Annotated in this window: 8 protein-coding genes; all 8 read left to right on the top strand. The window is 40.3% G+C overall.

The genetic code is table 11. From position 1 onward, the window contains the following. Positions 1-4 precede the first annotated feature (4 nt). The 8 genes from I3217_RS04305 to I3217_RS04270 all read left to right on the top strand — a co-directional run bounded on the left by I3217_RS04305 (position 5) and on the right by I3217_RS04270 (position 16,319). Positions 5-1,600, top strand: coding sequence for a RagB/SusD family nutrient uptake outer membrane protein (locus I3217_RS04305; protein WP_435048500.1), 1,596 nt, complete (start codon positions 5-7; stop codon positions 1,598-1,600). 18 nt (positions 1,601-1,618) lie between these two features. Beyond that, positions 1,619-3,511 carry a hypothetical protein gene (locus tag I3217_RS04300; RefSeq protein WP_435048499.1) on the top strand — a complete coding sequence of 631 codons (1,893 nt, stop codon included), beginning with the start codon at positions 1,619-1,621 and terminating at the stop codon, positions 3,509-3,511. A 147-nt stretch (positions 3,512-3,658) separates the two neighbouring features. Then, a complete protein-coding gene (locus tag I3217_RS04295; protein WP_435048498.1) occupies positions 3,659-6,133 on the top strand; it encodes a glycoside hydrolase family 2 TIM barrel-domain containing protein in 2,475 nt (824 codons plus the stop codon). A gap of 50 nt (positions 6,134-6,183) precedes the next feature. Further along, positions 6,184-9,057, top strand: a complete 2,874-nt coding sequence (locus I3217_RS04290; RefSeq protein ID WP_435048497.1) for a TIM-barrel domain-containing protein — start codon at positions 6,184-6,186, stop codon at positions 9,055-9,057. 56 nt (positions 9,058-9,113) lie between these two features. After that, on the top strand, positions 9,114-11,360 hold the full coding sequence (locus tag I3217_RS04285) for a glycoside hydrolase family 3 C-terminal domain-containing protein (RefSeq protein ID WP_435048496.1): 2,247 nt from the start codon (positions 9,114-9,116) through the stop codon (positions 11,358-11,360). An 18-nt stretch (positions 11,361-11,378) separates the two neighbouring features. Continuing rightward, positions 11,379-12,818, top strand: a complete 1,440-nt coding sequence (locus tag I3217_RS04280) for a cellulase family glycosylhydrolase (RefSeq protein ID WP_435048495.1) — start codon at positions 11,379-11,381, stop codon at positions 12,816-12,818. Positions 12,819-12,821: 3 nt separating this feature from the next. Next, positions 12,822-14,357 (top strand): alpha-L-fucosidase, encoded by a 1,536-nt coding sequence (locus tag I3217_RS04275; RefSeq protein WP_435048494.1) that lies wholly within the window; start codon positions 12,822-12,824, stop codon positions 14,355-14,357. Between the two features lie 9 nt (positions 14,358-14,366). Beyond that, positions 14,367-16,319 (top strand): sialate O-acetylesterase, encoded by a 1,953-nt coding sequence (locus I3217_RS04270; protein ID WP_435048493.1) that lies wholly within the window; start codon positions 14,367-14,369, stop codon positions 16,317-16,319. The last annotated feature ends 232 nt before the right edge of the window (positions 16,320-16,551 follow it).

Raw genomic sequence — 16,551 nt, 5'->3', positions numbered from 1 at the left:
AACCATGAAAAGAATTAATAAATATATTGTTGTTTTAGGACTGCTTGCCATGGTAGGGTGTTCCGATGACTTTCTGGATACCGCGCCCATAACAGATACAACAGATGAGAGTTTTTACCAGATTCCAGAGCATGCTTATTCTGCATTGATAGGATGTTATGACGGGTTACAGGTAGTAACAGGAGCTTCAGGAAGAACATTTTACACAGCATCAGAAGTCATGTCTGATGATTGTTTTAGCGGTTTAGGTTATTCAGATGGATTTGATTATCTAGCTATTGATGAGTTTGATATTAGTAAAGCTCCCGGATATCAGGATTTATATAACGATACCTGGATTAAATATTATCAGGCACTATATCGTTGTAATGTATTATTACAGCGTATAGATCAAATAGACTGGACAGATAATGAAACCTTAAGAAACCGTTATGCAGGAGAAGCGCGTTTTATAAGAGCCTATCTGTATTTTGATATGGTACGTCTTTGGGGACATATTCCGTTATTGACCGAGCCGTCTACAGAAAACATTCCACAGGCAGATCCGGCAGAGGTGTATAAGGTTATTGCTGAAGATTTAGTTTATGCTGCTGATAATATACCGGAAGAGGCTTATAATGCCGTGCCGAATGGACGCATAACACGTTGGGCGGCTAAGGCTATGTTAGGTCGTGTGTATCTGTATTATACAGGGTACTACGGAGCCTCTGATTTAGTTGGTGTAGTATCCAAATCAGAGGCATTGGCGCATATGGAAGATGTTATTGCCATGAGTGGCCATGCTTTGGTATCCGATTTTGCTAACCTGTGGCCTGCGGCTTCAGGAGATGCTTATGCGGGTGAAGCTAATGAGGAAATCGTGTTCTCTGTTAAGTATACACATACCAGCGATTATAATGGGAATACCGATGGTAACCACTGGATGGTACTGTTTGGAATGCGTGAATTCATGTATTTTCCTTATGGTAATGGCTGGGGTATCAGTGCAACTAAAAAATTATACGATTTGTATAAAGACGGAGATTCCAGACGCTTTGCAACTGTAATAGGTGTTAATGAGGAAGAAATTCCGTTCGATAATTTTGAAGGTCAGAGAGAGTATACCGGTTACTACAATAAAAAGTATACGCCAATGTCTGAATATAATGAAGATGGTGAACTGGTAAGTTCTGCCGTTGCTGCCGGGAATGAAAGTTTTCAAATTGGGCAGTTCCAGGATTACTTTGCCATTCGTTATTCCGATGTGTTGTTAATGGCTGCAGAACTTGGAAGTGGTAGTGCACAAAGTTATTTCGATCAGGTAAGACAACGGGCATACGGTAACAATTTTACGCCTTTAACACTTACAGCAGATAATCTGCTTAAAGAACGCCATTTAGAGTTTGCACTGGAAGGGATCAGATATTGGGATCTTATGCGTCAGGGTTTAAGTGTTGCAGCCAGTGAGCTTGAAGCCAACGCCTCTGTTTTAAGTGGAAATATAGAGGATACTAAAACCGTTTCCGGAGCTAATTTTCAGGCAATACAGGGCTTGTCTCAAATTCCTAATACACAAATTACTTTATCGGGTGGTGTGTTACAACAAAACACCGGCTGGTAACTAACTAATTAATAGAAGATGATGAAAAATATTATTAAGATTTTTATGTTAATTGGGGTACTGGCAACCTTTTTTACCTGTAGCGAAGACGATTATTCGCTAGGGAGAAAGCTGGACCCTTCAGAACTTGACTTCTCTGTAGTTCAGGATTATGCTGTAGATGAAGGTGGAAATACGGTTATTTTAATCAATAATACCCCCGAGACCGTTCCGGTTTGGGATTACGGTACAGGAACTTCAACCAGAGCGGTAGATACGATTCGATTTGCCTTTGCAGGAGACTATACTATAAAATTTTCAGCGGTTACAGATGGAGGAATTGTAGACGCCGAACCGGTTACTATTTCTGTTACTCAGGATAACTTTAGTTATATAAACAATGATATCTGGAATATGATTTCAGGAGGGGTAGGTAACTCTAAAAGATGGTATCTGGACCTTGATTCAGAAGGGCAATCTAAATATTTCGCAGGGCCAATGTATTTCTATGGTACCGATAACGGCTGGCTGGAAGGCGGAGGGCCTTCGGCAGACGGTGGACAGTCTTCTGGTTGTTACGGAGACGATTGCTGGAATTGGAATCCAGATTGGCCAGGTAATACTTGGCTTATGGATGCAGCTGATTATGGGTATATGGAATTTAGTCTGGAAGGTGGGCCTTTTGTAACAGTAGACCACTTAACCTTACCAGAATTAGGTACGCAAAACGGGACCTACAATATAGATTTGAATAATTATAAATTATCCATGTCTAACGCGCAAATGATACATAATGTTGGGTATGATACCTGTTCTTCGAATTGGGGTGATATTACTATCTTTTCGATTACAGAAGATGCCATGCAGCTTGGTGTGCTTCGAGAACAAATAGGTTCATGTTCAGGCGAAGGTCTGGCAATGATAGTGTATAATTTCATTTCACAGGAGTATAGTGAAAACTGGGTGCCGGAAGAAACAGAACCAGAACCAGAAGAACCAACATTACCAGAGGGCTGGGAAGATACTATTTCTGCAATTACAACTAAGGCTATAGAATGGAAACTGTCTGAAAGCAACCCGTTGAATTGGGCAACGTTAGGAGGAACCTTGATGAACGATTGGCAAACACCAGAAGATTACCCTACGGATTGGTTAGGAACTCCAGATCCTGCTGTATATGGCGATTTTTCTATGACTATGAATTCTGCAGATAACTCAGTGGTGTTCGTAACACCTGATGGAATAACAACAGAAGGAACATACTCAATAGATGGTTCGGGAATTTACTCTTTCAATGTGCCTGTGCCTACTTTCCAATTGATTAATACTGTAAATTTTGAACCTGATACAAACAACCAATTACGCCTTTTGAAAATTGACACAGATGCAAACGGAAATGTTACTGATATGTGGCTAGGTGCAGTAGATGATGTTAATAAGCCTACTGAGTATAAGGCATTCCATTTGGTGCCAAATGTTGGAGGTTCCGGTGGAGAAGGTGGCAATGAAGGAACCGAAGTGGCCTTTGACAATTCAAAATTGGTATATGGCGATTTGGAAGGAAATGGAAACCTAAGATTGGAACTTTATAACGAATACGGTTCAACCGTAGCTGATCCAGGGGTAAACACTGAAGATTTAGCGTCTTTTGAATCGATAGAAGTGACATTTACTCTTAGTGGTGTTACTTTGAATGAAGGAGCTGTAGGGACATATAACGCTTCCATGTACTATGCAGATTCTGATTGGAATCCAAATGGAAACGGTGAAATCATTACCGTAAACGGTGATGGTACCTATACTGTTTCTTATAATCCTGGAGCAGTGGTAGAAGGTGTTATTGTATTTGTAATAGATGTAGCAGGATTGGCTACAGATGTTACAGATCTTGAAGCGGTTACTGCTACGATAGACAGTATCGTGATTAATTAGTATAACCATTAGTTTTTACTTATATAAAAAAGAATTTCGATGATAATTGTAATTGTCATATCAGATTGAAATTATGGTAAGAAGCGGTAGGTTTTACTGCTTCTTACCTATTATTAATAGTAACACAAACAAAATCCAATAACAGTAATGCGCAATTTTTTTTCGCTTAAATCGATACCTGTATTTTTAACAATTTTGGTTGTCTGCGCTTCTTGTCAATCGCCAAAAGTTTCTGGTGAAACCTCCGCAAGAGAAGTGAATTTTAGCAATAATTGGCAGTTTTATTTAGCCGCGCATGCATCCGATTCTATTTCGGAACACACCAATTGGCGTATTCTAAATGTACCGCACGATTGGAGCATTGAAGGCGAGTTCAAAAAAGACCATCCTGCCGATTTAGGTGGCGGGTATTTACCAGGAGGTTTAGGTTGGTACAAGAAAACATTTACAGTTGAAGATGCCAACAAAATAACGATTATCCATTTCGACGGTGTGTATATGGACAGCGATGTATGGATTAATGGTCATCATGTAGGAAATCGTCCCAACGGTTATATTGGGTTCGAGTACGACCTTACACCTTACTTAAAATACGATGGTCAGGAGAACGAAATTTTAGTAAAAGTTGATAATTCCAAACAACCTAATTCCCGTTGGTATTCCGGATCTGGAATTTACCGAAATGTCTGGTTGAAGACCATAGACAAATTGCATGTAGATACTTGGGGAACCTTTATTACGACTCCTAACGTGTCAACAGAGCGGGCTGAAACCGTTTTGGAAATCAATCTTAAAAATGAGGATGCCGAAGCAAAAGAGGCTACTGTAATTACAAGCATTTATAAAGGCAATGTACAAGAGGGGACAGCTACTGCTTCGGCAAGTATCAATGCCAATGACAGCAAAACGATTACTCAAAATATCACAGTGGAAAATCCGCAATTATGGTCTGTGGAACATCCCGAAATGTACACCGCCAAAACCGAAGTTCAGGTCGCAGGGCAAACTGTAGACGTGTATACAACACCTTTTGGAATCAGAACTTTTGAGTTTGATTTGAACAAAGGCTTTTTGCTGAATGGCGAACAAGTAAAAATTAAAGGGGTTTGTAACCACCATGATTTAGGGCCTTTGGGTTCTGCTGTAAATATTCGTGCTTTAGAGCGCCAATTACAGATCATGAAGGAGATGGGGGTGAACGGCATTAGAACTGCCCATAACCCACCAACACCTGAGCTATTGGAATTGTGTGATACCATGGGCTTCATTGTGATGGATGAAATGTTCGACATGTGGAACAACACTAAATCGCCTCATGATTATGCCAATTACTGGAAAGAATGGCATCAAAAGGATTTGGAAGACTTCATTATTCGTGATCGTAACCACCCGAGTATTTTTATGTGGAGTGTAGGTAACGAAATTCAGGAGCAATGGAATGAGCAAGGTGTTACAACGGCTAAGGAATTAAAGGCTATCGTTAGAAAATTGGATACTACTAGACCAATTACCGTGGCGATGAACCCACCGGTAAACATGCCAAATACCGATGTAACGACACAATTCGATGTAGAAAAAGCGAGTTTAAATCCTGTAGCTGCTTCAGGTGTATTGGACTTGATAGGTTACAACTACGCACATAATACATTTCCTTTTCACCAACAGAATTTTTCAGAGACACCGTTTATTGCAACAGAGACAACTTCGGGATTACAAACTAGAGGGTATTACGATAAAAAATCAGATACTTTAAAGCGTTGGCCAGTGCGTTGGGATTTGCCTTTCGATGGTGGGAATCCTGGAAACACCGTGTCGGCTTATGACCAGGTGAGCACTCCTTGGGGCTCCACCCATGAGGAAACTTGGAAGATCATTAAAAAATACGATTTCCTTTCTGGAATGTACATCTGGACAGGTTTCGATTATATAGGTGAGCCTACACCGTATGTGTGGCCGTCCAGAAGTTCTTACTTCGGAATTGTGGATTTGGCAGGTTTTCCAAAAGATGTCTACTATATGTATCAAAGTGAATGGACCGATAAAGATGTGCTTCACATTTTTCCTCATTGGAATTGGACAGAAGGGGAAACCGTAGATGTTTGGGCCTATTACAACAATGCCGATGAAGTGGAATTGTTCGTCAATGGCAAATCACAGGGCATTAAGAAAAAGGAAGGAGACGATTTGCACGTGATGTGGCGTATACCTTTTGAAGCAGGAACAGTGAAAGCTGTTTCCAGAAAAGATGGTCAGGTAGTCCTTGAAAAAGAACTAAAAACTTCAGGAGAAGCTGCAACAGTGAAATTAACGGCTGATAGACAAACCATAACCGCAGATGGCAAAGACCTGTCATTTATAACGGTAGATGTGGTGGATGCCGATGGGAATTTTGTGGCAACAGCGCAAAATCAATTGCATTTTTCAATAGAAGGAAACGGGGAAATCTTTGCTGTGGGCAATGGAGACCCAACCAATCATGAATCGTTCAAAGGGAAGACTCACAAAGCTCTTAACGGAAAATGTTTGGTAGTAGTGAAATCTACAGATAAGGCCGGAATTGCCACACTGAAAGTGACTTCGGAAGGCTTGCAGGAAGCGACTATTGCGGTGACAACTAAGTAGAATTTAAATGTATTTCAAATCATAAATTAAAGGAAGAAAACACAATCACAATGAAAAGAAACAAAATATACCTGGGTTTATTAACGGGTTTGCTTTTTGCCTCTTGTGCTAAGGAGGAACAACTGTATCAGAAAACGACTGATGGTATTGTTGTTAATTTGAAGCAGGCCAACAACACCGATGTACATAAACTACGACTGCAAGTTTTTGGGGATGAATTGATTCATGTATCGGCAACTCCCGATCAGGAATTTCCAAAAGATTCTAGTTTAATTATTCTTCCAAATATTAACACGGTTCCGTTTGACGTTGCGCAAACGGGTGATTCCATTACGCTTTCCACAAAAGCCTTAAATGTCTTTGTGTCTAGCATTGATGGAGGAATTACATTTAAGGATAAAACTGGAAAGGTAGTTCTGTCAGAACAAGCTGGAGGCGGAAAAACCTTTGAGCCTATTGAGGTTGAAGGGACCAAAGGTTACAGTGTTCGTCAAATTTTTGATTCACCAGCAGATGAGGCGTTCTATGGTTTAGGACAGCACCAATCCGATGAATACAATTACAAAGATAAAAGCGAAGAGTTATTTCAATATAACACTAAGGTTTCCGTGCCATTTATTGTGTCCAACAAAAACTACGGATTGCTTTGGGACAGTTATGCCTTGAGTCGTTTTGGAGACAGCCGTCCGTATCTGCAATTGAATGAAGTGTTTAAACTTTATAATAAAGAAGGCAAGGAAAATGCGTTAACGGGAACTTACAAAACTGCTGATAATGGCGGGCAAACGATTGTAAGGGATGAACCTTCAATTTTCTTTGAAGACGTTAAGAGTATTAAAAACTTACCGGCCAACTTCCCATTAAAAAATGCTGAAGTATTGTATGAAGGGGACATTGAAGCTGCTGAAAGTGGTGAGTTCAACTTTATCTTGTACTACGCAGGATACATAAAAGTATTCTTGAATGACGAGCTTTTGGTACCGGAGCGTTGGAGAACGGCTTGGAACCCTAATAGCTATAAGTTTACCTTCAACATGGAAGCTGGTAAGCGTGTGCCATTGCGTATAGAATGGCAACCAAACGGAGGAAGTTCTTACTGTGGTTTACGTGTAAGAACGCCGCAACCGGAAGTTGAAAAAGGCAACCAGGTTTGGTGGAGTGAAATGAACAAAAAAATGGATTATTACTTTGTTCACGGAAACTCAATGGACGAGATTATTAAAGGTTACCGTACCCTTACAGGAAAATCCCAGGTGATGCCAAAATGGGCTATGGGGTACTGGCAAAGCCGTGAGCGCTACAAAACCCAGGATGAGATTTTGAGTACTTTGAGAGAGTTTAGAGCACGTCAAATTCCTATCGACAATATTGTATTGGACTGGAACCACTGGGAAGAAGATCAATGGGGAAGTCATGAGTTTGATAAAGCTCGTTTTCCAGATCCAAAAGGCATGTTGGATTCTATCCATGCCATGAACGGGAAAATTATGATTTCTGTATGGCCTAAGTTCTATCAAAATACAGAACACTTTAAGGAATTCGATCAAAAAGGATGGATGTACAGACAGGCTATCAAGGATAGCATTCGCGATTGGGTAGGTCCTGGATATATTGGATCCTTCTACGATGCCTATTCTGCAGATGCAAGAAAACTGTTCTGGAACCAAATTTATGAGCATTACTATCCATTGAACATTGATGCTTGGTGGATGGATGCCAGTGAGCCAAATGTTTTAGATTGTACCGATATGGAGTATCGTAAGGCTCTGCAAGGGCCAACTGCTTTAGGACCTTCAACAGAATACTTCAATACTTATGCCTTGATGAATGCTGAGGCTATTTACAACGGACAACGAGATGTTGAACCGAATAAGCGTGTGTTCTTGTTGACAAGATCTGGTTTTGCTGGATTACAACGTTATTCAACCGCTACTTGGAGTGGTGATATCGCAACCCGTTGGGAAGATATGAAAGCACAGATTTCTGCGGGACTTAACTTCGCGGTAAGCGGAATTCCTTACTGGACCATGGATATTGGTGGGTTCTGTGTGGAAGATCGTTATGTAGCGGCTCAATTGGATTATAACAAATCTGGACAAGAGACTGAAGATTATAAAGAATGGAGAGAGTTGAATGCGCGTTGGTACCAATTTGGTGCTTTTGCACCATTGTACAGAGCACATGGTCAGTATCCATTCCGTGAAGCTTGGCATATTGCTCCGGAAGGCCATCCAGCTTACGAGTCAATTTTGTACTACACCAATTTGCGTTACCGTTTGATGCCTTACATCTACACCTTGGCAGGGAAAACTTATTTCGATGATTATACCATCATGCGTCCATTGGTAATGGATTTTGCTTCGGATAAGAAAGTTGAAAACATCAGCGATCAGTTCATGTTTGGACCATCCTTAATGGTAAACCCAGTTTACGAATATGGCGCACGCAGTCGTGAGGTGTATTTCCCAAGCACTTCTGGCTGGTATGATTTCTACACAGGAGCATTTATCAATGGCGGACAGTCAAAAACAGTAGAGGCTCCTTATGGTCGTATTCCATTGTTCATTCCTGAAGGTTCTATTATTCCTGTAGGTCCAGAGATTCAGTATACAGATCAAAAACCAGCCGAAACTATCGTATTGTATGTATACCAAGGAAAAGACGGAAGCTTCAATTTATATGAAGACGAAGGTGTAAACTACAACTACGAAAAAGGTAAGTATGCTCATATTCCATTCCAATACAACGAGGCCGAAGGGACTTTAACCATTGGTGAACGTCAAGGAGCGTTTGAAGGCATGCTTGAAAACAGAACATTCGTGATTGTACCTGTTAACAAAGACAATCCAAAGGCATTTACTTATGATGCCGAAGGACAAACTGTAGAGTACAACGGACAGGCACAGACTATCAACTTGAAATAAGTTGCAGAGAATTAAAAAAAACATTGTCAGTTTAAAAAGACTAATTGATATAACCTATGAAACATAAATTAATATATACCACTGTAGTTGCAGCAGCATTATTGACAACTTCATGTAAGGAAGAAAAGAAATCTGAGGTGGTAGTCGCTGAGACACCCATCGCAGAGACCACGTATAAAGGGAACCCAATCACCCACGAATTTGATGCTAAAATCGATTCGTTGATGGCACAAATGACCTTGGAAGATAAGGTAGGCATGCTGCACGGAAGCACCATGTTTGCAACTGCTGCCGTGGAGCGTTTGGGAGTTCCAGAATTGACCATGGCCGATGGGCCGTTGGGGGTTCGAGAAGAAATCTCACTAGATTCATGGGCTCCTGCGGGATGGGACAATGACTTCGCGACGTACTACCCAGCGGGTGGAGGGGTAGCAGCAACCTGGAATCCTGAGTTGAGTTATGTTTTTGGAAACAGTGTAGGGGAAGAGGCCATCGCAAGAGATAAGGATGTGTTGTTGTCGCCTGCCATTAACATTATTCGTACACCGCTTGGAGGAAGAACTTACGAATACTTCACCGAGGATCCGTTTTTGAATAAAAAAATGACGGTACCGTTTATCGTTGGGCTTCAGGAAAATGATGTAGCAGCTTGTGTTAAACACTATGCGGCCAATAACCAAGAAACCCATCGTGATTTTGTAGACGTTCAAATTGATGAGCGTAGCCTTCGTGAAATTTACTTGCCGGCTTTTAAAGCGGCGGTGGAAGAAGCCCATGCTTATAGTTTTATGGGAGCCTACAATAAATTCAGAGGTGATTACCTATGCGAAAATGACTATATGTTGAACAAAGTCCTTCGTGATGAATGGGGCTTTGAAGGAATCGTAATTTCCGATTGGGCTGCCGTTCACGATACCAAAAAAGCTTTGGAAAATGGAACTGATATTGAAATGGGAACACCAAAACCATTCAATGAATTTTACTTTGCAGATGCCTTGATTGAAGCAGTTAAATCAGGAAAAGTTGCCGAAGCTCAGGTAGACAAATCCGTACGCAGAATCATGCAGGTAATGTACACACTTAAGAGCATGGACGATAAGGGGCGTGCTACCGGAAGCATCAATACCGAAGCACATTTTGAAGATGCTTATAAAATAGCATCGGAGTCTGTGGTACTCCTTAAAAACGATGCCAATATGTTGCCAATTAAAACCGAAGGTTTGAAAAGCATTGCGGTTATTGGAAACAACGCTACCAAGAAAAATGCTTTGGGTGGATTTGGAGCCGGTGTAAAAACCAAGCGTGAGGTAACACCTTTGGAAGGATTGAAAAACAGATTGCCAGAAGGTATTGAAATCAACTATGCGGAAGGGTATTTGGAGCGTTACTCCAATAACGAAAAAGCAAAACTAGGAGATATCACGCTTAACGGTCCGGTAACGATTAATGAGCTGGATCAAAAGCTAGTGGATGAAGCGGTGGCTGCAGCCAAAGCTTCAGACTTGGTGATTTTCTTTGGAGGATCGAACAGAGATTATGAAACTGAAGCTTCCGACAGAGCTACTTTAGCTTTACCATTTGGTCAGGAAGCATTGATTAAAAAAGTTATGGAGGTAAATCCTAACACCATTATAGTGATGATTGCCGGAGCGCCTTTCGATATTAAAAATGTGAGCGAAAGTAGCAAAGCTTTGGTATGGAGCTGGTTTAACGGTTCAGAAGGTGGAAATGCCTTGGCAGATGTGTTGTTGGGCAATATCAACCCTTCGGGTAAATTACCTTGGACGATGCCAGTAGCTTTAAAAGATTCTCCGGCGCATGCCACTAACAGCTTCCCTGGGGATGATGTGGTAAAATACGAAGAAGGGATTTTGGTAGGCTACCGTTGGTTCGATACTAAAAATGTGGCGCCGCTTTATCCGTTTGGATATGGATTGTCTTATACAGACTTTTCAATATCTGATGTAAAAACAAATGCAGAGACTTACACAGAAAATGAAACGATTTCTGTTCAAGTAGCTGTAAATAATACCGGTGCGGTTGATGGTAAGGAAGTGGTGCAGATTTATATTTCTAAACCAGAATCTAAAGTAGAGCGTGCAGCCCAAGAATTGAAAGCCTTCGCCAAAGTAGAGGTTAAGGCAGGGGCTTCACAGGTGGTAACTCTTCAAATACCTGTAAAAGAGTTGGCATTTTATAATGTTGAGGCCAAATCATGGGAAGTAGAAAAAGGGAATTACCAGATTCGAGTGGGAAATTCTTCCAGAAATATTTTAGCAACGAAAAATATTAAAATTCAATAATTTCAAATTACAACAGCTATGAAAGCATTTAATCTATTACTTCGAATTAAGGTGTTTCTCTTTATAACCATTGGATTTGTAGCATGTAGCAGTGGAGATGATGGTGATGATGATATAGGAAAAAGTGTGTTTTCAGTAAGTACGACTGAACTCAATTTTGAATCGGCAGGAGGGGAAGAAACGTTTTCCGTTTCGGCGGCACCAAATATTGCATGGGGCGTAAGTACGGAAGCAGATTGGTTGACCTTGTCAAAAACTACGAATCTGGGAAATGGTAGTGTTACTGTTAGTTCTAAAGCTTGTCATCACGATAATGAGCGTACTGCTGTAATAAAAGTGAAATCTGCTGATAAAATTACTGAGGTAAAAGTTTTTCAGTTAGGAACTGTAATGACTTTAGAACCAGATTCCAGAGGAATGAGTAATTATACTTCAGTAGAATTAACCGATTTTATGGGCTTAGGTTGGAATGTTGGAAATGCTTTGGATGCCGTAGGAGGAGAGACCGCCTGGGGTAACCCAGTAATCAATAAGGATCTTATCGATGCTGTTAAAGCAGCAGGATTCAATACTGTTAGAATTCCTATAGCGTGGAGTAATTATATCCAAGAGGGTGATGATGATTATACTATAAATGCTACTGGTTTGGCACGGGTGGAAGAAGTCGTGAATTATGTGTTGGATAATGATATGTTTGCAATCATTAATATCCATTGGGATGGAGGCTGGATGCAACCTACCTATGGAGAACAAGATTATGTAAACGATCGATTGGCAAAAATGTGGCAGCAGATTGCCATTCATTTTAGAGATTATGATTATCATTTGATATTTGCAGGGACTAACGAAGTAATGGTGGAAGGGGATTACGGAACCCCAACGGAAGAATATTACACCGTTCAAAATAGTTTTAACCAAACTTTTATTTCTACAGTTCGGGCTACTGGTGGTAAAAATGCTTACCGTTACTTAACGGTTCAGGGATTTAATACAAACATTGACCACACGGTTAATTTTGCAACGATTCCTAATGACACTGTTGAAAACAGAATGTTGATGGAAGTGCACTATTATGACCCGTACCAATTCACATTAGATGTAAGCAATGATAACGCTTGGCAATGGGGAGCCATTGCTACAGATCTTTCTGCAACTTCTGGATGGGGTGATGAAGATTGGTTGGAAACTCAATTTTCTAAAATGCAGACTAGTTTTGTGGATAAGGGTATTGGCGTAATTCTGGGAGAATATGGTGCGAGTTACAGAGGTGAAGTTGAAGGTGCAGAAACATATAGGGCCTACTATTACCAAAAAACAACAGAAGCAGCTTTAAATCACGGATTGGTACCAGTAATCTGGGATAATGGATATCCTGATAATCACCAGATGGGATTATTTAACAGATCTACAGGAGAAGAATATTTCCCGGATATCATTGATGCGATAACAAAGAACTAAGAAATGAAAACATATAATATTAGATTAACAAAGATAAGCATCAGCCTTTTGGTGCTTATCTTTGTGTTTACAGCATGTAACAACAGTAAAAAGGAACCTCAAAAAGAGGACCTTTCAACATCTCATTATGCCGCCAATTGGGATTCCTTGGCGAAATATCAGGAAGCTCCGGAATGGTTCCGTGAGGCGAAGTTTGGAATCTATGCCCATTGGGGAGTATTGTCTGTACCGGCATTTGCCAACGATTGGTATCCTAGGTTGATGCACGTTGAAGGCAGCGTTGAAAACAAACATCACGTGGAAACCTATGGAGAACCATCAGAATTTGGGTATCATGATTTCGTGCCAATGTTCAAGGCCGAAAACTTTGACGCCAAAGCTTGGGCCGATTTATTTCAAAAATCCGGAGCAAAGTTCGCAGGAATCGTAGCCGAACATCACGATGGATGGTCCAATTGGGATAGTGAAACCAATCCGTGGAATTCTATGGATAAAGGTCCACATCGTGATATTGTTGGAGAATTGGGTAAAGCTATTCACGGAAAGGGGATGAAGTTTGTTACCTCATTCCACAAGGCCAGAAACCTTCAGATTTTTCAGCAGGATTCTACAAAATGGTTGGATGACACTTCGTACTTTCCATACAATCCAAACATGCCAACATCCTCTAAAGATCCTGAATTGAGCATTCTATATGGAAATATTGAAAAAGAGGTGTTTTACAGCAATTGGTTGGCAGAATTAAAAGAAGTAATTGACAACTACCATCCGGATTTAATTTATTTTGACGGCAAGCTTGATAAAATTCCGGACTCCTATAAAGAAGAATTTGCCGCCTATTATATCAATCAATCGTTAGCGCGTAACCAAGAAGTGGTCATTACGCATAAAGAAGGAGAATTACCAAAATCGGTGAGTGTAGAGGACTTCGAAAAAGGCCGCATGAACAAGATTACGGAAGATTATTGGTTAACCGATGAAACGGTGTCTGTAGGAAGTTGGAGCTACACACATGATTTAGGTTTGAAAACAGCCGATGAGATCATTGATCTGTTAGCGGATATTGTGAGTAAAAATGGAGCAATGATGTTGAACGTTTCACCTATGGAAAACGGCATCATTCCAGAAAACCAACAACAAATTTTATTGACTATTGGGGATTGGCTGAACACCAACGGAGAGGCTATTTATGGGTCTTCAACGTGGAAAGTGTTCGGGGAAGGACCAACCAAGCAGGAGAAATCAGGGATGTTTTTGGATAAATTAACCTATACAGCTCAGGATGTGAGGTACACCAAAAAAGGAAATACTATCTATGCCATTGTACTGGGCTGGCCCGGTAATGATACGCCAATTACCTTATCGTCTGTAACGTCAAACGTGTTAGGTGAAGATGGACTTTCCATTGAAAAAGTGAGCATTTTAGGATCGGACCAAGATCTTTCTTTTTCACTTGAAGAAGAAGGACTGAAGTTGACCACACCAAGTGAAACGATCGATGATAAAGCATTTGTAATTAAAATTGAAACTAAAAAATAACCAAGGAACATGAAAAAGTTTGTATTGCCATTTATTTTGTTGTTGAGCATTTTTGGCTATGCCAAGGTTGAAATGCCTTTACTGTTTGCAGATGACATGGTCTTGCAACGCAACAAACCTATTCCTGTTTGGGGATGGGCCGATGCCAACGAAAAAATAGAAGTATCCTTTAACGGACAAAAAGTTAAAACCAAAGCGGACAAGGATGGAAAATGGTCTTTGGAATTAAAAGCGGAAAAAGCTGGAGGGCCATTCACCATGACTATTAAGGGTAAGAATACCATTCAAATTAAAAATATTTTGGTTGGAGAAGTATGGATTTGCAGTGGGCAGTCCAATATGGAGTTTGCTGTGAGTGGTGTTACCAATGCCGAACAGGAAATGAATGACGCCGACTATCCTCAAATCAGACAGTTTTTGGTGGCACAGGATATGGGTGCCATGCCAAAGGCGCATTTAAAACAAGGAAATTGGACGGTTTCCAATCGTGATAATGTTGGGGATTTTACGGCCGTGGGCTTCTTCTTTGCTAAAAAGCTGTATAAAGAATTGAATATTCCAATTGGATTGATCAATACCACTTGGGGAGGAACCTGTGTGGAAACATGGACTAGTAAGGAAGGGTTGTCAAAAAGTGATGAATTTGGAGAGTATATTTCCAATCTACCAGACCTTGATTTGGAAGGTGTCATTAAAGAGCAAAAGGCAGTTATTGCCAAGAAAATTGAAAGCATCCAAGGCAAAATATTAAATGAAGAAGAGTTGGGCAAAGTGACTACTCTAGAGTTTAACGACAGTTCTTGGCCAACAATGATGCTTCCAGATGCATGGGAAAACCAACAATTGCCAAATATGGATGGAATTGTTTGGTTTAGAAAAACCTTTGAAGTACCAGCTCATTTGGCCGGTAAGCCTTTTATTTTGAATTTGGCAAAAGTTGATGATGTTGATGTTACGTATGTAAATGGCGTAGAAGTGGGGAGCAACAGTCAATATGACGTAAGTAGAAAGTACAGTGTAGATAAAGGTGTTTTAAAGGCAGGAACCAATGTGGTGGCTGTAAAAGTAACCGATTATGTTGGGGGTGGTGGAATTTATGGAGACCCTGCAGATTTGAAAGTTACGGTTGGTGATATTGATATTTCTTTGGCTGGGGCATGGAAGTTTAACGTAATTGATGTACGTTATGAATTTTCACCTAATAATTATCCTTCATTATTGTACAACGCGATGTTGAATCCGTTAATGCCTTATAGTTTCCAGGGTGTTATTTGGTATCAAGGGGAGGCAAATGTTCATAGAGCTGAACAGTACAAAACCAGTTTTCCTTTAATGATCAACGATTGGAGACAGCATTGGGGACAAGGTGAGTTTCCTTTTTATTTTGTGCAATTATCGAGCTTTAACGAGTTTAATGGAAACAGCAATAGCGGAAGTCGTTGGGCCGAGTTAAGGGAAGCTCAGTCTTACACGGCTCAAACCGTTTCAAATACAGCGATGTGTGTCACAACAGATATTGGTAACGCCAAGGATATTCACCCAACAAATAAACAAGATGTTGGTAAACGATTATCGGCAATTGCTCTTCACAATGTATACGGTGAAAATATAGTATGTGAAAGTCCTATTTATAAATCAATGACAGTGAACGGTAATCAGGTTACCGTTACTTTTGAGCATACGGGCAGTGGTTTGATGACTCCAGACCGATATGGCTATGTAAAAGGATTTGAGCTTGCAGGACAAGATCAAAAGTTTTATTATGCCAAAGCTTATATCAAGGATAATAAGGTGGTTGTTTACTGTGATAATGTAACAAATCCTGTTGCCATTAGGTATGGATGGGCCGACGATGCTGGCGATTGCAATTTGTATAATGAAGAAGGATTTCCAGCATCCCCTTTTAGGTCCGATACTTGGAAAACCATTACAGAAGATGGCGCATATGAGGTGATGAACTAAGGTTCATCAGTTGACCATAATGAATACATTTAAAACCCGCTTCAATATAGGTTGAAGCGGGTTTTTTGTTACTAATTTAAAGCATTGTTAAGAAAAAACGATATTGTTAAACCTTGGTTAATATCGGAAAGGCTGTTTGAATTTCTTCTGTTTTCAGTATTTAAATTGTTAACTTTATGAAAATCATATTTGTAAAGTGATTTTTGTTTAAATAAAGTATTTTAAATTTTTA

Source organism: Formosa sp. S-31, from assembly GCF_051172795.1.
Lineage (GTDB): Bacteria > Bacteroidota > Bacteroidia > Flavobacteriales > Flavobacteriaceae > Formosa.
Note: the sequence above shows the minus strand (reverse complement) of the source record. Positions and strands in the feature narration are given on the sequence as shown.